The organism is Candidatus Rhodobacter oscarellae (assembly GCF_001078595.1).
In the GTDB taxonomy this organism is placed as follows: Bacteria; Pseudomonadota; Alphaproteobacteria; order Rhodobacterales; family Rhodobacteraceae; genus Rhodobacter_B; species Rhodobacter_B oscarellae.
Genome location: NZ_LFTY01000002.1, coordinates 615031 through 636130 on the forward strand (window position 1 = coordinate 615031; position 21100 = coordinate 636130).

Annotated in this window: 19 protein-coding genes; 9 read left to right on the forward strand and 10 right to left on the reverse strand. The window is 64.1% G+C overall.

Annotation, left to right across the window (positions count from 1 at the left end):
* The 4 genes from AIOL_RS08005 to AIOL_RS24930 all read left to right on the forward strand — a co-directional run bounded on the left by AIOL_RS08005 (nucleotide 1) and on the right by AIOL_RS24930 (nucleotide 4902).
* The gene (locus AIOL_RS08005) at nucleotides 1-756 is read left to right on the forward strand and encodes an ABC transporter ATP-binding protein (protein WP_049642504.1); all 756 of its coding nucleotides are present in this window, start codon (nucleotides 1-3) and stop codon (nucleotides 754-756) included.
* Nucleotides 756-1538, forward strand: coding sequence for an ABC transporter ATP-binding protein (locus AIOL_RS08010; protein WP_049642505.1), 783 nt, complete (start codon nucleotides 756-758; stop codon nucleotides 1536-1538). Before AIOL_RS08005 ends, AIOL_RS08010 begins: the two co-directional genes overlap by 1 nt.
* 123 nt (nucleotides 1539-1661) lie before the next feature.
* Entirely contained in the window at nucleotides 1662-3602 is a 1941-nt protein-coding gene (gene acs, locus AIOL_RS08015; protein WP_049642506.1) for an acetate--CoA ligase, read from the forward strand.
* 187 nt (nucleotides 3603-3789) lie between these two features.
* Nucleotides 3790-4902 carry a hypothetical protein gene (locus tag AIOL_RS24930; protein WP_152912426.1) on the forward strand — a complete coding sequence of 371 codons (1113 nt, stop codon included), beginning with the start codon at nucleotides 3790-3792 and terminating at the stop codon, nucleotides 4900-4902.
* A gap of 223 nt (nucleotides 4903-5125) precedes the next feature.
* Here the strand turns inward: AIOL_RS24930 and AIOL_RS08025 are convergent, their stop codons facing one another.
* On the reverse strand, nucleotides 5126-5542 hold the full coding sequence (locus AIOL_RS08025; RefSeq protein WP_049642508.1) for a VOC family protein: 417 nt from the start codon (nucleotides 5540-5542) through the stop codon (nucleotides 5126-5128).
* Nucleotides 5543-5623: 81 nt separating this feature from the next.
* Between AIOL_RS08025 and AIOL_RS08030 the strand changes: the two genes are divergently transcribed.
* Nucleotides 5624-7186 carry an acetolactate synthase large subunit gene (locus AIOL_RS08030; protein ID WP_049642509.1) on the forward strand — a complete coding sequence of 521 codons (1563 nt, stop codon included), beginning with the start codon at nucleotides 5624-5626 and terminating at the stop codon, nucleotides 7184-7186.
* Between the two features lie 291 nt (nucleotides 7187-7477).
* On the opposite strand, the gene AIOL_RS08035 is transcribed toward AIOL_RS08030, so the two are convergent.
* The 3 genes from AIOL_RS08035 to AIOL_RS08045 are packed head-to-tail and all read right to left on the reverse strand — an operon-like array spanning nucleotide 7478 to nucleotide 10087.
* Nucleotides 7478-8290 (reverse strand): isocitrate lyase/PEP mutase family protein, encoded by an 813-nt coding sequence (locus tag AIOL_RS08035; protein WP_049642510.1) that lies wholly within the window; start codon nucleotides 8288-8290, stop codon nucleotides 7478-7480.
* A 9-nt stretch (nucleotides 8291-8299) separates the two neighbouring features.
* Nucleotides 8300-8899 carry a methylated-DNA--[protein]-cysteine S-methyltransferase gene (locus AIOL_RS08040; RefSeq protein ID WP_053101216.1) on the reverse strand — a complete coding sequence of 200 codons (600 nt, stop codon included), beginning with the start codon at nucleotides 8897-8899 and terminating at the stop codon, nucleotides 8300-8302.
* A 3-nt stretch (nucleotides 8900-8902) separates the two neighbouring features.
* Complete coding sequence (locus tag AIOL_RS08045; RefSeq protein ID WP_049645327.1) at nucleotides 8903-10087, reverse strand: pyridoxal phosphate-dependent aminotransferase; 1185 nt, start codon at nucleotides 10085-10087, stop codon at nucleotides 8903-8905.
* A gap of 267 nt (nucleotides 10088-10354) precedes the next feature.
* On the opposite strand from AIOL_RS08045, the gene AIOL_RS08050 reads away from it, so the two are divergent.
* The 3 genes from AIOL_RS08050 (at nucleotide 10355) to AIOL_RS08060 (ending at nucleotide 13166) form a co-directional block, all read left to right on the forward strand.
* A complete protein-coding gene (locus AIOL_RS08050) occupies nucleotides 10355-11083 on the forward strand; it encodes a DUF4386 domain-containing protein (protein ID WP_049642511.1) in 729 nt (242 codons plus the stop codon).
* 89 nt (nucleotides 11084-11172) lie between these two features.
* Nucleotides 11173-12150: an XdhC family protein gene (locus AIOL_RS08055; protein WP_049642512.1), complete on the forward strand. Its 978-nt coding sequence runs from the start codon at nucleotides 11173-11175 to the stop codon at nucleotides 12148-12150.
* Entirely contained in the window at nucleotides 12147-13166 is a 1020-nt protein-coding gene (locus AIOL_RS08060) for a molybdopterin-binding protein (protein WP_049642513.1), read from the forward strand. Before AIOL_RS08055 ends, AIOL_RS08060 begins: the two co-directional genes overlap by 4 nt.
* A gap of 34 nt (nucleotides 13167-13200) precedes the next feature.
* On the opposite strand, the gene AIOL_RS08065 is transcribed toward AIOL_RS08060, so the two are convergent.
* The 5 genes from AIOL_RS08065 to gltX form a co-directional block, all read right to left on the reverse strand.
* A complete protein-coding gene (locus AIOL_RS08065; protein ID WP_049642514.1) occupies nucleotides 13201-13866 on the reverse strand; it encodes a hypothetical protein in 666 nt (221 codons plus the stop codon).
* 90 nt (nucleotides 13867-13956) lie between these two features.
* Nucleotides 13957-14427 carry a hypothetical protein gene (locus AIOL_RS08070; protein WP_152912427.1) on the reverse strand — a complete coding sequence of 157 codons (471 nt, stop codon included), beginning with the start codon at nucleotides 14425-14427 and terminating at the stop codon, nucleotides 13957-13959.
* 182 nt (nucleotides 14428-14609) lie between these two features.
* The gene (locus AIOL_RS08075) at nucleotides 14610-15128 is read right to left on the reverse strand and encodes a GNAT family N-acetyltransferase (protein WP_049642516.1); all 519 of its coding nucleotides are present in this window, start codon (nucleotides 15126-15128) and stop codon (nucleotides 14610-14612) included.
* A gap of 16 nt (nucleotides 15129-15144) precedes the next feature.
* Nucleotides 15145-16437: a citrate synthase gene (gene gltA, locus AIOL_RS08080; protein ID WP_049642517.1), complete on the reverse strand. Its 1293-nt coding sequence runs from the start codon at nucleotides 16435-16437 to the stop codon at nucleotides 15145-15147.
* 67 nt (nucleotides 16438-16504) lie between these two features.
* Nucleotides 16505-17911, reverse strand: a complete 1407-nt coding sequence (gene gltX, locus AIOL_RS08085) for a glutamate--tRNA ligase (protein WP_049642518.1) — start codon at nucleotides 17909-17911, stop codon at nucleotides 16505-16507.
* A 181-nt stretch (nucleotides 17912-18092) separates the two neighbouring features.
* Here gltX and AIOL_RS08090 point away from each other — a divergent pair, with 181 nt between their 5' ends.
* Nucleotides 18093-20120: a ComEC/Rec2 family competence protein gene (locus tag AIOL_RS08090; RefSeq protein ID WP_049642519.1), complete on the forward strand. Its 2028-nt coding sequence runs from the start codon at nucleotides 18093-18095 to the stop codon at nucleotides 20118-20120.
* Here the strand turns inward: AIOL_RS08090 and lexA are convergent, their stop codons facing one another.
* Nucleotides 20121-20816: a transcriptional repressor LexA gene (gene lexA / locus AIOL_RS08095; RefSeq protein ID WP_049642520.1), complete on the reverse strand. Its 696-nt coding sequence runs from the start codon at nucleotides 20814-20816 to the stop codon at nucleotides 20121-20123.
* Between the last annotated feature and the right edge of the window lie 284 nt (nucleotides 20817-21100).

The window sequence follows — 21100 nt, forward strand, 5'->3', positions numbered from 1 at the left end:
ATGGGTATCCTCGAAGTTAAAGGCGTCAACAAGCGCTTCGGCGGTCTGCAGGCGCTCGGCGACGTGAACCTCTCGGTGAAGGAGCGCTCCGTGCACGCCATCATCGGGCCGAACGGGGCGGGCAAGTCGACCCTGCTGAACGTGCTGGTGGGCAAGCTGGTGCCGGATACGGGCTCGGTGATGTTCGACGGGCAGTCGGTGCTGGGGCGCAAGCCGCACGAGATCAACCAGATGGGCATCAGCCGCGTGTTCCAAACGCCAGAGATCTTCGCCGATCTCTCGGTCAAGGAGAACGTGATGATCCCGGTCCTGGCCAAGCGGGACGGGGCGTTCAAGATGCGCGCCTGGGAGATGACCTCTAAGGATGGCGAGACCAACGACGCCGCCGAGGCGATGCTGGCCGAGCTGAACATGCAGGACAAGCTGGACGTGCATGCGGGCTCGCTTAGCCGGGGCGACAAGCGCCGGCTGGAGATCGCCATGTGCCTCAGCCAGAACCCGCGCCTGTTGCTGCTCGACGAGCCCACCGCGGGCATGGCGCGGGCCGACACCAACAACACGATCGACCTGCTGAAGGAGATCCACGAGAAGCGCGACATCACCATCGCGATCATCGAGCATGACATGCACGTGGTCTTCTCGCTGGCGCAGCGCATCACCGTGCTCGCCCAGGGCACGCCGCTGGTCGAGGACACGCCGGACAACATCAAGGGCCATCCGAAGGTCCGCGAAGCCTACCTTGGGGAGAGCACCTGATGACCCTGACCGAAGACCAGCTGAGCACGCATGAGCCCAAGGACTTCTCGGCGCATGCCAACAAGGCGGCGACCGCCCCGGCCTATTGCAACGTGTGGGACATCCACGCCTATTACGGCGAAAGCTACATCGTCCAAGGCGTGAGCTTTAACATCCACGAGGGCGAGATCCTCGCGCTCCTGGGCCGCAACGGCGCGGGCAAGACCTCGACCCTGCGCACCATCGCGCGGCTGGATGACCCGCAGCTGACCCATGGCGAGATCCACCTGGACCACCAGAACGTGCACGAGATGAACAGCCACCAGGCGGCCATCGCGGGGATCCAGCTGGTGCCAGAGGACCGGCGCATCATCCCCGGCCTGACGGTGGAGGAGAACCTCAAGCTGGCGCAGATCGCCGAGCCCAAGGGCTGGTCCTTTGACCGGGTCTACGACCTCTTCCCGCGGCTGGGCGAGCGCCGCACCCAGGAGGGCGTGACGCTTTCCGGTGGCGAGCAGCAGATGCTGGCCATCGCCCGCGCGCTCTGCCGGGACATCAAGCTTTTGCTGCTGGACGAGCCCTATGAGGGCCTGGCCCCGGTGATCGTGGACGAGATCGAGAAGACGCTCAACATCATCAAGGAGCAGGGCATCACGACGGTGCTGGTGGAGCAGAACGCGGTGCGCGCGCTGAACCTGGCCGACCGCTCGGTGATCCTGGACACCGGCACGGTGGTGTTCGACGGCACCGCCAAAGAGGTGCTCGACAACGCCGAGCTGCGCGCCGAGTATCTGGCGATCTAAACGCGATTCTGCGGCTGGGGGCAAAAATCCTCGAAGGATTTTTGGTCGGGATTTTTGAAAAATCCCGCGGCCCCACCGCAGACGGATACGCACAAAAAAACATGAAGTAATGGGACGGAACACATGTCTGAAACCTATGCTCCTTCAGCGGATTTCACCGCCAACGCCCATGCCGACGAGGCCAAGTATAACGAGATGTACGCCGCCTCCGTCGCCGACCCGGATGCCTTCTGGGCCGAGCACGGGCAGCGGGTGGACTGGATCAAGCCCTTCACCAAGGTGAAGAACTCCAGCTTCGCGCACCCGGATGTCTCGATCAAATGGTTCGAGGACGGCACGCTGAACGTCGCCGCGAACTGCATCGACCGGCACCTGGCGACCCGCGGCGATCAGACGGCGATCATCTGGGAGGCGGACGACCCGAACGCCGACAGCCTGCACATCACCTATAACGAGCTGCACGCGCAGGTCTGCAAGCTGTCCAATGTCTACAAGGGCCTGGGCGTGGGCAAGGGCGACCGGGTGATCCTCTATATGCCGATGATCCCCGAGGCGGCCTACGCGATGCTGGCCTGCGCGCGGATCGGCGCGGTGCATTCCATCGTGTTCGGCGGCTTCTCGCCCGACGCCCTGGCGGCGCGGGTCGCGGGCTGCAAGGCCTCGCTGGTGGTCACCGCCGACGAGGCGCCGCGCGGCGGGCGCAACACGCCGCTGAAGGCCAACGCGGACAAGGCGATGGATATCTGCGGCGACGTGCCGATGCTGGTCGTGGGCCGCACCGGCGGCGGGCCGGGCATGAAGGCGGGGCGCGACCATTCCTATGAGGCGCTGATGGCCGAGGCCTCCGCCGAGTGCCCGCCCGAGGAGATGGCCGCCGAGGACCCGCTCTTCATCCTCTATACGTCGGGCTCCACCGGCGCGCCCAAGGGCGTGGTACACACGACCGGCGGCTACCTGGTCTACGCGTCGATGACGCACCAGTACACGTTCGACTACCATGACGGGGACATCTTCTGGTGCACCGCGGATGTGGGCTGGGTCACGGGGCACAGCTACATCGTCTATGGGCCGCTGGCGAATGGCGCCACCACGCTGATGTTCGAGGGCGTGCCGACCTACCCGGATGCGGGGCGGTTCTGGGCGGTCTGCCAGAAGCACAAGGTGAACCAGTTCTACACCGCCCCCACGGCGATCCGCGCGCTGATGGCGCAGGGCGACGACTTTGTGACGGGCTATGACCTATCGACGATCAAGGTGCTGGGCACGGTGGGCGAGCCGATCAACCCCGAGGCCTGGACCTGGTACAACGACGTGGTCGGCGGCGGGCGCTGCCCCATCGTGGACACCTGGTGGCAGACCGAGACCGGCGGGCACATGATGACCCCGCTGCCCGGCGCGCACGCGACCAAGCCCGGCTCGGCGATGAAGCCCTGCTTTGGGGTGCAGCCGGTGGTGCTAGAGCCCACGTCGGGCGCCGAGATCGACAGCTTCCCCACCGAGGGCGTGCTCTGCATCAAGGACAGCTGGCCGGGGCAGATGCGCACGGTCTATGGCGACCATGAGCGCTTCGTGAAGACCTACTTCTCGGACTATAAGGGCTATTACTTCGCCGGCGACGGCTGCAAACGCGACGAGGACGGCGACTGGTGGATCACCGGGCGCGTGGACGACGTGATCAACGTCTCCGGGCACCGGATGGGCACCGCAGAGGTCGAGAGCGCGCTGGTGGCGCATGAAAAGGTCTCCGAGGCCGCCGTTGTGGGCTACCCGCACGAGATCAAGGGCCAGGGCATCTACGCCTATGTGACGCTGATGGCGGGCGAGGAATACACCGACGAGCTGCGCGCCGAGCTGTCGACCTGGGTCCGCAAAGAGATCGGCCCCATCGCCAAGCCGGACCTGATCCAATGGGCGCCAGGCCTGCCGAAAACCCGCTCCGGCAAGATCATGCGCCGCATCCTGCGCAAGATCGCCGAGAACGACTACGGCGCCCTGGGCGACACCTCGACACTCGCCGACCCGTCCGTGGTGGACGAGCTGATCGCGAACCGGATGAACCGCTGATCCTGTGGTAGGATGGGGTTTAACCCCATCCTACATGTCAAAACGACCCCCGTGCCGGGCTTGACCCGGGACCTCCAACCATCTGTAGGGCGGGACTTGTCCCGCCGCCCCGTCAAATTGAAAAACCCCGTCGATTGCGGCGGGGTTTTATGTTATCGCCATCAAATATTTGAGTTGGAGATTTTCGATGGTTGACGAGGGCGAAAGTGTTGATTTGCCACTATCCGGGGAAGAAGTTCAGAAGATCCACGAACTTTACCAAGCCGAAACAGCAAAGGTTCGCTCAGATGCGCTAGGGTTTCTTAGACTCTCTGGATTTGTGGCGGGTGGACTATTTGCCGCTTTAGCTGCACTGATCGCTTATTTTTTTGGGAGCAGCATCAATGAGTTCGACGACACAATAAGCGCGAAAATAACACGGGCGGAAGCGGATCTTGCCTCGTTTATTGAAGAAGCGAACGAAAAAGTTTCTGGAATCAATTCCGAAATAGAGGAACGACTTAGTGAAACAGAGGTTGCGTTGTGGACGGATCGCACCATTAGGGCCGACATAGTCAAAAGAGCGAGCGCCGCGGTTGATCACGCGTTCGAAAGCCCCGAAGTTCTGGAGTTAATTGGCGTGAATATCAGCGCGATCATCAAGGATGAACTGAAGGCGCGAATTGAGAACGAATTCGTAAGAGATCCTACTCAACTAGACGAAAATGTAGCGACGCTGTTAACCGATATCGCGTTGAATATCATCGTCCCCCAAGTGGAAGCTGAGATTGACGGCTATCGCGGTCAAAGAGGGCCAATCGGACCGATTGGAGTTCGTGGTGAGCCTGGGCCCGCGGGTCCGCAAGGTCCAAGAGGGCTGCCCGGCATAGATGGAAGGAATGGAACTGATGTGGAAATCCCAGTCGGTATGGTAGCAGCCTTTTTGCCTGGAGAATTTGGCTCACGTGTTTGTCCGGAAGGATGGCGTCAATTTTCAGAGGCCAACGGGCGATTTATTTTGGGCGCTCGAGAAAACAAATACGAACCAGGTGATCGCGGTGGAGAAGAAAGTGTGAAGCTGACTCCCGAACAAATGCCAAGTCATGTGCACAAAGTCGGGTGGAGCAGTTCTGGCGTCCTGCACACCATCACTCTCAATGGCACTCGAGGCGATGTGCCCGACGACCGACAGTACAGAATTGACTTTGAGGCGGAGGGTGGTCAAGCGGGGCGAAATCTTCTAACCGACCAAGTGGGTGGCAATCAGCCGCACAACAATATGCCGCCCTACATCGCGTTATATTTCTGCAAGAAGGACTAGACGGGGATAGGGCTCCGCCCGTTTGCACCTCAATCGGTCCACTGGACCGATTGCCTTTCAGGATCGGCGCTCACTGCCCGACGGAAGTCCGACGTTTTGCCGACACTTCGCCGACAGCGTTTTTGCCAGGAAAACAAGGCCAATGGGCGGGGTCGCGGGCATAAATGCCCGCCCGCACCGCACGGTACGTTAACACATCCGTAGGATGGGGTTTCACCCCATCTCACCCTCTCGCCTGATGCACCTCGATCACATTGCCCTCGGGGTCCTGAAAGAACACCTGGTGCCACTCGGCGCTGAAGGCATGGCCGTAGTCTGAATAGGGCACCCCCTCGGCGTCCAAAACGCCCAAGAACCCGGCCAGATCGTCGGTACGGAACGCGATATGGCCGCGCTCTACCGGGTTGATTACCTGCCCGTTCTTGAAGGCCACGCGAAAGTCCCGCTCCGCCAAATGCATTTGCATCCCGCCATCCGTGGCAAAGCGGATCTTGCCGCTAAACCCCTGATCTTCCGTCTCTTCTGTGCGCGGGAACTGCTCCGCTGGCATATCATCCAGCCCCAAAACGCGCGTGTAGAAGTCGTGCATCCGGTCCACGTCCTCGGCCACATAATTGATATGGTGGAACTCCAGTTTCATGCGCTGCCCCTGCTTTGCGGTTGTCGCTCTTGCGTATTTCGAACAAGGTGAAGCGGCTGGGGATTGTCAAGGATATCAACCATGAACGGCGCGGAGAGCTTGGTGCAAACGATGCTGGCCTCGGGCGTGGACACCGTGTTCGCCAACCCCGGCACGTCCGAGATGCATTTCTGCGCCGCCCTGGACCAGTACCCCGAGATGAACTGCGTGCTCTGCCTCTTCGAGGGCGGCACCAGCGCCGGCGCGGATTGCTATTTCCGCATGAAGCGCGACGTGGCGGGCACCTTGCTGCACCTCGCGCCGGGTTTCGGCAACGCCTATGCCAACCTGCATAACGCGCGCAAGGCGGGCTCGGGGCTGGTGAACATCGTGGGCGACCACGCCACGCATCACCTGGCCTATGAGAGCCCGCTGAAGGGCGACATCCAGGGCGTCAGCCAGTCGATAAGCCATTGGTATCGTTGGTCTCCGGATGCGGGCTCGGTCGCGGGGGACGGGGCGGCGGCGATCCGGGCGGCGCGGTCGCTCAATGGCCAGATCGCCACGCTGGCCCTGCCCGCAAACACCGCTTGGGAGGCGGCGAGGACGCCCGCAGGTCGGGGAGATCCGACCGGGGCGGAGCAGCCCCCCGCCTTGCACCGCCCCGAGACCCGCGCCATCGAGGCCGCCGCCCAGAGGCTCACCCTGCCCGGTGCCGCGCTGATGATCGGCGGAGCGGCTCTTTTCGGCGGTTTGCGCCAGCTGGCGGGGCAGATCTGCGCCGCCACCGGCGCGCGGCTCTTGATCGACACGTTGATCCCGCGGGCCTCGCGCGGGGCGGGCACCGCCACCGCCGCGCATCTGCCATACCCGGTGGAGCCCAAGCTCGAGGCGCTCGTGAACACGCGTTCAATTACGCTGCTGGGCACGCAGCGCCCGGTCACCTTCTTTGCCTATCCCGGCAAGCCCAGCCTGCCCGAGCCCGCCAATTGCGAGATCGCCGAGCTTTGCCGCCCCGAGATGGACATCGCCTTTGCGCTGGACGCGCTGGCGCAGGCCACCAATGCCACCAAGGCCCAGCCGCGCGTCTACCCGCTGGACTTGCCCGCATTGCCCAGCGGCACCTTAACGCTGGAATCCGCGGGCGCGGCGCTGGCGCATCTGCTGCCCGAGGGCGCGATCGTCTGCAACGAGGCCATCACCTCCGGCTTCCGCTTCGCGCCGCCGCTGACGCAGGCGCGCCCGCATGAGATGCTGGGCGGCACCGGCGGCGCCATCGGCTGGTCCCTGCCGGGGGCCGTTGGCGCGGCCACGGCCTGCCCGGACCGCAAGGTGGTGGTGCTGACGGGGGACGGCTCGGCCATGTACACGATCCAGTCGCTCTGGACGATGGCGCGCGAGGGGCTGGACGTCACCGTGATCGTCTTTGCGAATCGCGGCTACCAGATCCTGCGCGACGAGCTGCAAAATGTCGGCGTGCAGAGCTATGGCGCGAACGCCCGCGCGATGTTCGATGTTGAGGGGCCGAGCCTCGATTTCGTGGCCCTGGCCAAGGGGCACGGCGTCCCCGCCAGCCGCGCCGAGACGCTGGAGCAATACACCAGCGCGCTGCAAGCCGCGCTTGCCAGCGACGGGCCCGCGTTGATCGAGCTGGTCTGCGACTAAGCCCTACGCGTTGGCGGCGTGCCCGTGGCGGTGTTCAGGGCATCAGAGAACGGGCGAGGTTGTGTGTTTTTGGCCCGCACCGTTCGTTGGGCGCGCCAAATCTCTTGCAAGAGATTTGCACTTTCCTTCCAAGGAAAGTTGGGCCCGCAGACCGGTGAGCGGTCGCTGTTCAGGGATCAATTCGGGGCGCGCCAAAGAAACTCTTTGAAGAGTTTCGCAATTTTCTTGCAAGAAAATTGCGTCGCGCCAAGGTTCACTGGAGTCCAAAAGCGCCTCTGACGACACATTCCCTTAGTCCAGCAGCTTGTCCACCACGTCGCCCCTGATCCCTGCGCCGAGCGCCGAGAAGTCTCCCGCCTCGAACATCGCGCCCGCGATATCGTGGATCACCCGATGGGTCACCCGCGCCAGCGCCGAGCCCAGCGAGATCCGCGCCACCCCGGCGGCGGCGAACTCCTCACGGCTGAACTTGGAGAACTGGCCGGCAGCCAGCGCGTTCACTGGCTTCTCGGTCGCGCGCACCACGTTCTTGAGCGATTGCATGCCCGGCGGCAGCGGCACGTACAGGCAATCCGCCCCGGCCTCGTCGAAGGCCTGGATGCGCTTTAGGGCCTCCTCCATACCGTATTGCTTGTTGATGATCCCATCGGCGCGGGCCACCAGCACGAAATCGCCGGGAAGCGCGCGCGCCGCCGAGGCCGCCGCCCGAATGCGTTCGACCGCGAACTCAAAGGCATAGAGCCCTTTGCGTTCGAAATCTGCGTCCTCGATGGAGATCCCAGCCAGGCCGATCTCTGCCGAAAGGCGCACGGTCTCGGCGCAGGTCTCGGGGGCGTCGCCAAAGCCGTTCTCGAAATCCCCCGAAACCGGCACATCCACCGCGGCCACCAGGTCTTGTGCGTGCGCCAGCGCCTCGTCGCGGGTCACCGTGCCGCCGTCGGGACGCCCCAGGGTGAACGCATGGGCGGCCGACGAGGTCGCGATGGCCTCGGCCCCCAGCCCCGCCAGCATCTTGGCCGAGCCGATGTCCCAGGCATTGGCCAGGATAAAGGGCTTGCCGGGGACATGGAGCGCGCGGAAGGTGGCGCCGATATCATCAGTCATTTCAAGCTCCTACAGAAAATGCTTCGCCTCGTGGTCCAGCAGCCAGCGCTTGCGCCATAGCCCGCCGCCATAGCCGGTCAAAGCGCCGTCCGACGCCACCAGCCTATGGCAAGGCACCGCGATGGCAATAGGGTTCGCGCCATTGGCGCGCCCCACCGCGCGCGGTCCGGTGCCCAGAGCCTCGGCCATCGCGGCGTAGCTGCGGGTTCGCCCGATGGGAATCTTGCGCAGAGCGTCCCAATGGCGATGCTCAAACGGGGTGCCGCGCGGCGCGATGGGCATGTCCAGACCGGGGTCCTGCCCGCTGAAGTAAAGCTCCATCGCGTGTGCCGCCTGGTCGATCACCGCATTCGCGCCGATGCGCAAAGTGCCATGCGCCCCAAGCAGCTTTTTGACCTCGCCGGGAAGCGCCCTGCGCTCGGGGAATTCCAGAATGTTCAGCGCGCTATCATCCGCAATCGCGATCAGCGCGCCGATGGGCGTGTCGATCCAATGCGCAAACCGCCCTGCGCGCGGCGTTATGCGCTCGGGCGGGATCGAAAGAAGCTTTGGGAGCGCGCCAGAGAACGCGCTGTCGCTGTTGAAGGTTGCCTGGGCGCCCCCGGGCAAAGCTTAGGGCCCCCGTGGGGTGAGAGCTTCTGCGAAGTGAATGATCCGGCCCAGGGCCTCGGCGAACATCTCGTCGGCGACGGTCATCGCGACGCGCACATGCCCGGCGGCGGCCTCGCCAAAGCTCTCGCCCGGCATCACCGCGATCCTCTCTTGGTCCAGCAGCCGGTTGGCGAAACCCTCGCCGCTCAGACCCGTCGCGCGGATGTCCAGCATCAGATACATCGCGCCGTCGCAGGGCGCGGATTTCGCCGCGTTGGTATGCGCGAGCAGCTCCACGGCCATCGCGCGGCGGCGGCGGAACGGCGCGGCGATATCCGCCTCGAGCTGTTCGCCGGCCTGCAGCGCAAAGAGCGCCGCGTCCTGGATATAGCCCGGCACGCCATAGGTCGTGTGGGTGGAGAGGTCGATGAGATGCGCAATCACATGCTCGGGGCCCAAGATCCAGCCGATGCGGCTGCCGGTCATGGCAAAGCTCTTGGACATCGAGTTCACCACCAGCGTGCGGTTGCGGGTCTCCTCAAGCTGCCAGGCCGAGAGATGCGTACCGTTCCAGATCTGCGTGTCGTAGACCTCGTCCGAGACCAGCCAGAGGTCGTGATCCGCGCAGGTGCGGGCGATGCTTTGCATCGTCTCCGGCGTGTAGACGACGCCGGTGGGGTTGTTGGGCGAGTTGATCAGCAGCGACCGGGCGCCGTCCGCCTGGGCCGCAATGTCCGCGGCCTGGGGCTGGAAGCCGTGGCGGGGCCGGGCCTTGATCGCGCGGGGCTTAGCGCCCACTCCGCGCACCGTGCCGGGATAGGTCGTGTAATAGGGGTCGATGAAAAGCCCGGTGTCGCCGGGGTCCAAAACGGCGGTATGGGCGGCAAAGAGCCCGGCCTGGCCGCCGGGCGTGACCACCACATTGTCGCGCGTCGTGGGCACGCCGGTTCGCGCCGTCACGCGCGCGGCCACCGCATCGCGCAGGGCCTTGGTGCCGGGCACCGAGGCATAGCCGGTATGCCCGGCCTTCGCGCGCCGGTGCATCTCGTCCAGGATGCGCGGATCGGTGCGGATGTCATGCTCGCCGATGGTCAATTCGATCACAGGGGTGCCCGCGGCGATCATGTCGCGCGCGCGCATGAAGACGCCCCAACCGTCGTCCTCAGCGCCCCCCAGAAGGCCGGTTATTCTGTGTGATAGCTGCATTGCGCGGAAGTGGTCATGGAGCGCGGGGATTGTCAATTCGTCAAATGCGGGCGGGCCTGGGTCGGACCAGGGCGCACCCGCCGATCCATGCGTGAACGCATGGGTGATGCACGCATTTAGAGAATTCCGCCCGTGGCGCCGCGCCGCTAGAACGTCGCCATCGCGCTTGCGCACTTCGCGGCGCGCCTTCTGGAATTGCACGCAATGGAACCCGTCGCCCTCTCGCGGCAGGGCCGAGAACCTTCGCCTTTTTAATGGAGTAGAGCCATGACCTCGCTGAACGATCCGCAATCGCGCGGCTTTGCGCGCCTCACCGGCGCCGCCTATTTGACCATCGCCGTGGCGGGAGGCTTCTCGATCGCCTATGTGCCCAGCGTTCTGTACGTGGCGGGGGACCCCGCCGCATCTGTGCAAAATATACTGGCTCACCGGGGCTTTTTTCTGGCCGGGATCGCCGGCGACGTGGTGATGATGCTGGCGGAGATCGCGGTAACGGCGATGCTCTTTTTCATGTTCCGCCCGGTGCAGCCGGTCCTGTCACTGGCCGCCGCCCTGGCGCGGTTCGCGATGGTGGCGGTCATGGCGGCGATGCTGTTCTTTCATGTGGGTGCGCTGGCGCTGGCGGATCCGAGCTATGCGATGGCCGGGGTCGCGATGCCAGAGCGGCTGGCCTTCGCGGGCGTGATGCTGACCATGCACGATGCGGGCGTCTGGATCTGGCAGGTCTTCTTCTTTGCGCATCTGGTGGTTCTGGGCGCGCTGGTGCTGCGGCCGGGCGCCTATCCCAGGCTGCTGGGGGCCGGGCTGATGGTGGGCGCGTTTGGGTACCTGCTGGACAGCGTGTTCGCCTTCGCCTTCCCGGATTTCGCGGCGCTGGGATATGCCCGCGCGGGGCTTTTGGTGATCGTGACGCTGTCCGAGATCGGCTTTGCGATCTGGTTGCTGGCGGTTGGTCCGCGCGCGGCGGCGCGGGACCCAGGGGCGTTACCCGCGTAGCCGCAATCATGGTGCATGGGGGAGGGGCGGTTCCATGTCCTGTTGGTTCCGCACTTCTCCTGCGCGTGGCCATGCACTATGTACCTGCTATGACGCAGAGCTTTGACGACATCCCCGAGACCGCGCTGGCCTGGCATCAGGCGGGCAAGGGCGCGGCCTTGGCGACCGTGGTCGAGACCTGGGGCTCGGCGCCCCGGCCCGTCGGCAGCCAGTTGGCGATCAGCGGCGCCGGCGAGATCGCGGGCAGCGTCTCGGGCGGCTGCGTTGAGGGCGCCGTTGTGGTTGAGGCGATGGACGCGCTGGAGGACCACAAGAGCCGCATCCTAGAGTTCGGCGTCAGCGACGACGAGGCCTTTGCCGTCGGGCTGGCCTGCGGCGGCACGATCCGGGTTCTCGTGGAGCCTATCGGGGACGCGGCGCAGGCCCTACGGGCCGCGATCCTAGAGGAACTCTGCGCCGCACGCGCAGACCGGCGCGCCATGGCCTATGTGGTGGACACAGACGCCTGGACGCGGCGGCTGGCCGGGGTGGCGGATTACCCCGCACGCTTCCGCGCCGATAAGTCCGGCTTTGACGAGGCCGAGTTCATCGCCATCCACAACCCTCCCTTGCGCATGGCGGTCGTCGGCGCGGTCCACATCGCGCAGCCCCTGATGGTGATGGCGCGGCTGGCGGGCTATGACGCCGTGCTGATCGACCCGCGCGAGGCCTTCGGGTCGGCGGCGCGCTTTCCCGGCGAGACCATCCTGCATGACTGGCCGGACGAGGCCCTGGCGGGTTTCGGGCTGGACGCGCGCACGGCGGTGGTCACGCTGACCCATGACCCAAAGCTGGACGACCCGGCGATCATCACCGCGCTGCGCTCGGACGTGTTCTATTTGGGCTGTCTGGGCTCCATGCGCACCCATGCAAAGCGCGTCGCGCGGCTAACGGAACACGGGTTCAACTCCGCGGACGTGGCGCGCATCCATGCACCAGTGGGGCTCGATCTGGGATCCAAAAGCCCGGCGGAGATCGCCGTCTCGGTCATGGCTGAGATCACTGAAACTCTGCGCAAGCGCGTATGAGGTTTGGGCCCGTACCCATTGCCGAGGCCGCCGGTGCCATCTTGGCGCATTCGGCAGAGGCCGGCCCGCAGGGGCAGGGCCATCGGATTGCCAAGGGCACGCGGCTGACGCGGCAGCATGTGATCGAACTGAGCGCGCGCGGCGTGGCCGAGGTGGTGGTGGCGCGGCCAGAGCCGGGCGATGTCGAGGAAGACATGGCCGCGCAGCGGCTTGCGCAGGCGCTGGTGGCCGGGCGCCGCGGGCTGCGGCTGGGCGGGGCCGCGCGGGGCCGCGTTAACCTGCGCGCCGAGCATGCGGGATTGGTCGAGATGGACGTCGCCGCCGTGACCGCGGCCAACCATATTGACCCAGGCATCACGGTCGCGACCGTGCCCGCCCTGCAGCGCATGGCCGAGAACGGCCTGGTGGCGACGATCAAGATCATCCCCTACGCAGTGCCTGATGCAGGGTTGCGGCTGGCCTGCGACAAGGCCGCCGGTGCCATGGGGCTGCGCGGCGCCCAGATCGCGGCTGCGAGCCTGATCGAGACGCAGGTGGGCTCTAAGGCGCTGCCGCTGAAGGGGCGCGAGGCGATAGCGCAGCGCCTGGCGCGCCTTGGCGCGCAGCTGAGCCCGCGCGTGGTCGTGCCGCATCAGGTGGCGCCGATCGCGGACGCCCTGGCGCAGGCCCCCGGAGAGGTTCTGATGATCCTCACCGGCTCGGCCACCTCTGACCCGCGCGACGTGGCGCCAGAGGCGCTGCGCGCCGCCGGCGGCGTCGTCGAGCATTACGGCATGCCGGTGGATCCGGGGAACCTGTTGTTTCTGGGCCATCTCGGCGGCAAGCCCGTTATAGGCCTGCCGGGCTGCGCGCGCTCGCTGGCGATGAATGGCGCGGATTGGGTTCTGGAGCGGGTGATCTGCGGGATAGAGGTCTCGCCCCGCGATATCATGGGTATGGGGGTCGGCGGGCTTTTGAAGGAAAGCCCCGCCCGCGGGCAACCCCGCGAGCGCAAGACGGTAAAAGGCGCCCCGTAGGGCGCCCTTTTTTGTTTGGTGCTTTTGGTTCGGCCTACTGCCAGGTCGTGTAGCCCAGCTTGAGCGTCTTCGGAGATCCGCCGGTCAGGCCGTTCACCCGGAACTGGCTGATCCGGCCCTCATTCGTACGCACGCAGACATAGGACCCCACAGGGATGTCGCCCAGCGAGACCCGCGCGTTTGAATACCGCGCGCCCGAGCAGCCCGCATAGCCGCGGTTGCGACGGTTCCCAACGCCAAGCTTGGCGCCGTTGCGCGGCACGAGGTAAAGCCGCGAGGCGGTCTCGGCCTGGAACCAGATATCGGCGCCGTGCTGGGTGACTTGCCCGCGATCAAGATCGGCCAGATAGGTCTGCGGGATGTCCAACGGGCCGGTGGAATGGGTGCGCGGGCCGGCCGAGGCGCAGGTGAAACCGCGACCGCGGGCGGTGCAGCTTTGCCCCTCGGGCGCGTAGCGCTGGATCGTGCCCGCGGGGCCGTAGTCGCAGATCAGCGCGGGCTTGCCGCCGATGTTCTGCACGCGGGTGCTCTTGAGCGAGTTCACAATGGGCGTGTTCCACCAGCCAGAGGGCAGGGCGGTCGTCACCTCGCGCCGGATCTGGGTATGGGGGCATGCGATGGTGGCCGCGGCGGCGGCCAGCGGGCCGAGCATCAGCGTGGCAAAAGTGGCGATGGCGGCGGTTTTACGAAGCGAAATCATGGGTTGGGCTCCTATTGGGTTTAACACCCATAGGTCGTGGCCCCGGATCGAAAGGTTCAAAAGGAACCCCAGCCCTCAAAATCTCTATATCTACCGGCGAACGACCCGGATGATCTTTTCCTTCACAAATACCGTTAGCTTGCCTTTGGGCTGGTTCTCTGCAGTCCAGTCCCTCAGCCTGTATCGCGCGAACTTGCACGTGCTTGGCATTCCAAGTGCGTAGCGGTAATCCGGCTTGAGGCCCAGCATGGGCCGCAGGTCCTTCTTTTTCTCTGCCGTCGCCCAATCCTTTCGCCAGTTCTGAGAAACCTTTGTCAGGTCTGTAAAAAACCTGAGGTTCCTTACATACACGCCGCGGTTGTTGCGCTCGCGCCCTGAATCGTGGACGTCGCTGACCCTTAGGAACTGGCTGTTGTTGCGCCCGGCAAAGATGTGGCCGACACGCGCGCCGCACACGGCGATCTTGCCGTCTTTTTCGACCAACTTCACAAAAAACAGCGCCTCCCACAGGTTACTCTTTCCGGCCAGGCGCTCCGATAGCTCTACCGCGGGATGCAGCACAAAGCTGCGATCTATGTTCGGCCCCTGGAATGTCTGAGCCAGCGTAGAGTTTGCGGAGAGCAAGATTGCGGCGATTGTAACGAAAGCGCGACGCATTAGATTTCCCGTCATAATTAGAAATATTTATCCGTGATCAATACATGGGTACTATGACTCTGTGTACATGTAAATTTTTTTTAAATTTATGTGGGCGGAGTACAAGATGCCTTTGCCGGTCTTTGGAGCGAGAAATACACACTGTCTGACCACTCGCCGCTTATGCAGAATGTGTCGCGGGCAAAGCCGCTGACCTGGAACCCGAGCCGGGTCAGCAGCATGACCGAACCTGTGTTGCGCGGATCCACATCCGCGGTGATCTGGGGCACATCGGTGGTTGCCCAGAAATGGGAGATGATCGCGCCGAGGGCCTCGCTGGCGAGGCCTTTGCCCCAAAAATCCGGGTGCAGCAGATAGCCGATCTCGCTGCCCGAATGGACCCCACCGAGCCCGATCACCGTCTCGTTGTGATCGAACACGAAATAGCTCCGCGGCCCGTCCGCCTTAAGATTTTCCACGATCGGGCGGGTCTCTTCAGCGTTTTTATGCGGCGGGCTGGACCAATAGCGCATCGCGCGCGGGTCGCTGAAGATGGCAAAAAGCGGCGCGAGGTCTTCCTCTCGCGCCGCCCGTAGAACCAGTCGTTTGGTGGTGAGCCGGGTCAAACCAGTTCGCCCCAGGTCACCGCTTTTCGACGTCGATATAGTCGCGCGTCGTGTCGCCCTGGTACAGCTGCCGCGGGCGCCCGATCTTGTGGTGCGGATCCTCAAGCTGCTCTTTCCATTGCGAAATCCAGCCCACCGTTCGCGACAGCGCGAAGATCGGCGTGAACATCGAGGTGGGAAAGCCCATCGCCTCTAGAATGATGCCCGAGTAGAAATCCACATTCGGGAACAGCTTTTTCTCGGCGAAATAGGGATCATCCAGCGCCTGCTTTTCCAGCGCCTTGGCCACCTGAAGCTTGGGGTTGTTCTCAACACCCAGAAGCTCCAGCACCTCGTCGGCGGATTGCTTCATCACCGTCGCGCGCGGGTCGAAGTTTTTGTACACCCGGTGCCCGAAGCCCATCAGGCGGAACGGATCGGACTTGTCCTTGGCGCGGGCGATATATTCGGGGATGCGATCCACCGAGCCGATCTCTTCGAGCATCTCCAGGCAGGCCTGGTTCGCGCCGCCATGGGCGGGGCCCCAGAGGCAGGCGATGCCCGCCGCGATGCAGGCAAAGGGGTTCGCGCCCGAGGACGAGGCCAGCCGCACCGTCGAGGTCGAGGCGTTCTGCTCGTGATCCGCATGCAGGGTGAAGATCCGGTCCATCGCGCGCGCCAGGATCGGGTTCACCTCGTATTCCTCGGCGGGCACCGCAAAGCACATGCGCAGGAAGTTCGAGGCATAATCCAGATCGTTGCGCGGATACACAAAGGGCTGGCCGATATGGTACTTATACGCCCAGGCCGCGATGGTCGGCATCTTGGCGATAAGGCGGATCGAGGCGACCTCGCGCTGGTGCGGGTCGCTGATATCGGTGGAATCGTGGTAGAAGGCCGACATCGCGCCCACGACGCCCACCAGGATCGCCATCGGATGCGCGTCGCGCCGGAAGCCGCGGAAGAAATAGGTCATCTGATCGTGCAACATCGTGTGGTTGGTGACCAGGTTCTCGAACTCTTCCAGCTGCTCACCCGTGGGCAATTCGCCATAGAGCAGCAGGTAGCAGACCTCTAGATAGTGGCTTTTCTCGGCGAGCTGGTCGATCGGATAGCCGCGATGCAGCAATTCGCCCTTGTCGCCGTCGATGAAGGTGATCGTGGAATCGCAGCTTGCCGTGGAGGTAAAGCCCGGATCATAGGTGAAAACACCGCCTTGCGCGTAGAGCTTCCGGATATCCAGCACGTCTGGGCCGGCGGTGGGTGAATAGATCGGTAGCTCGATTTCTTTGTCTTCCAATCGAAGCGTCGCGGATTTGCTATCTGCCATCGTCTTCCCTTTCATTTAAGCGCTGCGGCCCGTGTTGGGGGAGTGCCACAGCAGTATGGGCGGGTGCCTAAGTACCCGTCACGTCCTGGATGCGTAGAAGCGTTTCTTCGCGGCCCAGAACCATCATCATGTCAAACACGCTCGGAGACACCGTGCGCCCGGCGAGAACCGCGCGCAATGGCTGCGCCAGCTTGCCCATCTTGGTGCCGTTTTGCTCGGCGACCTGCGCGACAACTTCCTCTAAAAGGTCGCGGTTCCAGCTAGCATTTTGCAGGTGCGGCGTCAATTGCTGCAGTATACCACGGGATACATCATCCAGTGCCTTCGCCGATTTCTCATCCGGCTCCATCGGCCTGGACTTCAGAACAAAGCGCGCCTTATCAACGAGTTGCCCGAAGGACTTCGCCCCACCTTTGAGGCAGTACATCGCGGATTCCAACCCGTTTCTTTGGTGGTCGGACAGCTCTTGCTGACCGGATGCGGCCAGATACGCCTCTATTTCTGCTACGAGTGCAGCATCGTCGGCCACGGCCATATGCTGGCCCGATAAGTTCTCGAGTTTCTTGAGGTCAAACCGCGCCGGCGAGCGCCCGATTCCGTCCAGGTCGAACCAGTCCCGGGCCTGCGCGTCGGTGAAGAATTCGTCATCGCCATGGCTCCATCCGAGCCGCGCAAGGTAGTTGCGCATCGCCGCCGCCGGGTAGCCCATTGCCTGGTATTCTTCCACCCCAAGCGCGCCGTGCCGCTTGCTAAGCTTCTTGCCGTCGGGCCCGTGGATCAGCGGGATATGCGCCCAGACCGGCACGTCCCAGCCCATCGCGTTGTAGACCGACATCTGCCGCGCCGCGTTGGCCAAATGGTCGTCGCCCCGGATCACATGCGTGATCCCCATATCATGATCGTCCACAACAACAGCCAACATGTAGGTGGGCGTACCGTCAGATCGTAAACAAATCATATCATCCAGCTCGCTATTCTGGATGGTTACGTCGCCCTGCACCTTGTCTTTTATGACCGTCGCGCCTTCCTGCGGCGCCTTGACGCGGATCGCGAAAGGCGCGTCGGGATGCGTGGCGGGGTCGGCGTCGCGCCAGGGCGAGCGGAAAAGCGTCGAGCGGCCCTCGGCCCGGGCTGCCTCGCGGAAGGCGGCGATCTCGTCCTGGGTGGAGAAGCATTTATACGCCGCGCCATCGGCGAGCATCTGATGCGCCACCTCGGCATGGCGGTCGGCGCGCGCGAACTGGCTGACCGTGTCGCCGTCCCAATCAAGCCCCAGCCAGGTCATGCCGCGATAGATCGCCTCGGTCGCCTCGGGGGTGGAGCGGGCGCGATCGGTGTCCTCGACGCGCAAAAGAAACGTGCCGCCGTGCTTGCGGGCAAAGAGCCAGTTGAAAAGCGCGGTGCGCGCCGTGCCGATATGCATGTAGCCGGTCGGAGATGGGGCAATTCGTGTGACCACTTCGGTGTGAGACATGCCGACGTTAACCTTCTGGAAACTATGAGTGCCTAGATGTTCACGCGGTCTATTCAATCACGAATGCGAGGACAAGAGCAGGCTCGTAAATGCGTCTATATAGCTCAAGGCAAAGCGAAAATCGCCACCGCGCCATTTCGCATGAGCAATTTCTTCGCGCCATTTCGTGCATCGGAATGCGATGTTAGCCCGTGTTCTTAATGCGCAGCGGGGGCATTTGTTCTATTGGGCGCCGGTCCTGCTGGCGATGGGAATCGGCTGCTACTTTGCGCTGCGCTTTGAGCCATCGCTTGCGCATTTTGGCGCGATCGCCGGGCTGGCGGCATGTCTGCTGCTGATCGCCGCTGTGACGCCGCCGGAGACGCGCCCAATCCCCATAGGCAGTGCCCTGTTCCTGTTGGGGTTTTTGCTGGCCGGAGCGCGCGCGCATTCGGTCGCCGAACCGGTGCTGGGCTTTCGCTACTATGGCCCGATTGAGGGGCGCATTGTGGCGGTGGATCGCTCGCATTCCGACAAGCTGCGCCTGACGCTTGATCAGGTCAGGCTGGACCGCGTGCGACCAGGGCGCACCCCCGCGAAGGTACGCGTGTCGCTGCATGGCGAGCGCCATTTTGACCCGGTGCCGGGCCTGCGCGTGATGATGACGGGGCATTTGTCGCCGCCACAGGGGCCGGTGGAGCCCGGCGGCTTTGATTTCCGATTGATGGCCTGGTTCCAAGGGCTCGGCGCTGTGGGGTATACCCGCACCCCGGCCCTGATTGCCGCACCGGCAGAGCAGGGCGCGTTCGAGCTTTGGGTGCACCGGCTGCGCCTGCGGATCTCGTTGGCGGTTCAAGATGCGCTTCCGGGGCGTGCCGGGGCCTTTGCCGCGGCGGTCACGACGGGGGATCGCTCTGGCATGGATCGCGCGGTGATTGAGGATCTGCGATCGTCAAACCTGTCGCATCTGCTGGCGATCAGCGGGCTGCATATGGGGCTGTTGACGGGCGTGGTTTTTGCCGGGTTCCGCTTGTCGCTGGCCTTGGTGCCGCGATTGGCGTTGCGTTTGCCGGTCAAAAAGATCGCCGCTGTGGCGGCGCTCTTGGCCGGTGCGTTCTATTACCTGCTGTCGGGCGGAAACGTGGCGACGGAACGGGCCTTTATTATGGTCAGCGTGATGTTTGCCGCGATCCTGCTGGATCGCCGCGCGATTACCATCCGCGCGGTGGCGATTGCGGCCTTGATCGTGCTGTTACTGCGACCCGAGACATTGATCTCGCCCGGCTTTCAGATGTCGTTTGCGGCGACGACCGCGCTGGTTGCCGTCTTCGGGGCGCTGCGCGAATGGAACAGCCATGTCTTGCCAAAGTGGAGCCGTCCGGTTCTGGCGGTGGTGTTATCCTCGGCGGTGGCGGGGTTGGCCACGGCGCCGGTGGCGGCGGCGCATTTCAATCGCCTGGCGGATTTCGGCCTTTTGGCGAATGTCTTGTCGGTGCCCATGATGGGCCTGGTGGTGATGCCGGGGGCGGTTCTTGCGGCGGCCTTGGCGCCATTGGGCCTGGCCTGGGTGGGGCTGGCAGTGATGCGGCCCGGCATTGACTGGATCCTTGGGGTCGCCGGCTGGGTGGCAAATCTGGAGGGAGCGGTAACGCCGGTGGTGACGCCCTCCGGCTGGGTGCTGCCCATCCTGGCATTGGGCGCGCTTTGGCTGGTGCTCTGGCGGGGGCCGGCGCGCGCGCTGGGGCTGGCGCCGATAACGGCGGCATTCGTGCTTTGGGCGCTGGCTGACCGGCCGCAGGTCCTGGTCGCGGAATCCGGTGGATTGGTGGGAGTGTTGACGGCTCAGGGGCGCGCGCTCTCCAAGCCGAAAGGGGATGGCTTCACCGCCGAGGTCTGGTTGGAGAATGACGGCGACGCGGTGGCGCAGGAAACCGCTTTCGAGCGCTACGGCTTTCTGGGCCCAAAGGGCGACATGCGCCTGGAGTTGCGCGGGCACCGCATCGCGTTGCTCAGCGGTCGCGGCCTTGAGGCCCGCGTGGCGGAGGCCTGTCGCTCTGCCGACGTCATCGTGGTGGCAAAGCGCCTTGAGGGCCCGGTGCCCTGCGATGTGTATGACCAAGCGCGTCTGCGCGAGGTCGGGGCTTTGTCGGTGACGTTCGAGGCGGGCGCGCTCAAGCTGCAAGGCGCGAAGGAACGCGCCGGTGTGCGGCCCTGGTCGGGCGCGCGCTAGCTAGTAGGTGCGAATCAGCCCGACAAGGCGCCCCTGGACCCGCACCTGATCGTCACGGAACACCCGCGTCTCGTAGGCAGGGTTCGCGGCCTCGAGCGCTATGGCATTCCCGCGCCGACGAAAGCGCTTAAGCGTCGCCTCATGGCCTTCGACAAGGGCCACCACAATCTCGCCATTGTCGGCGGTGTCCGTCTCGCGGATCACGACGACATCGCCGTCATTGATCCCGGCGTCGATCATGGAATCGCCCTTCACCTCAAGCGCGTAGTGGTGGGCCTTATCGGCGATCATGCCGCCCGGCACGGCGACATTGGTCTGCACGTGGCTGATCGCCTCGATCGGGACCCCTGCGGCAATGCGCCCCATCAGGGGCACCTCTGAGGCGTGGATCGCCTCGACCGGCGCAGCACCCTGGGGCGGATCGACCCTGTCGCCCTCAATCACGCGCGGGGTGAAGCCCTGCGGCGTCGCATCGGCCAAGGGCTGCGGCAGCCTCACGATCTCAATGGCGCGGGCGCGGTGCGCCAGCCGCCGGATGAAGCCGCGCTCTTCCAGCGCGGTGATCAGGCGGTGGATCCCCGACTTAGAGCGCAGGTCCAGCGCCTCTTTCATCTCGTCAAACGAGGGCGGCACGCCGTCGCGCATCATGCGCTTGTTGATGAAATCCAGTAATTCCAGTTGCTTCTTGGTGAGCATGTTCCGCACCCTGTCTATTTATTGGCGGCCTTTACGATGGGCCTGTTCAGGGTATGTTCTACCAGTGTTCCTGTTTCGTGTCAAACGGGGAGGGTTCTGGGGCTGCAACGATTTGGCTTCGCGGATCTGCAAGAATCTTCATGCTTTGTTAACTGGACGGGAGACAATATGAAACTGGGTGGGCGCTGGAGGCGCTTGTAACTCAAACGGTTCCCCAACCGCCACCCGTGTAGGGTGGTGCGATTCGGTTTGAGATTTATTTAACGGCTCAACGCAATCTCCCG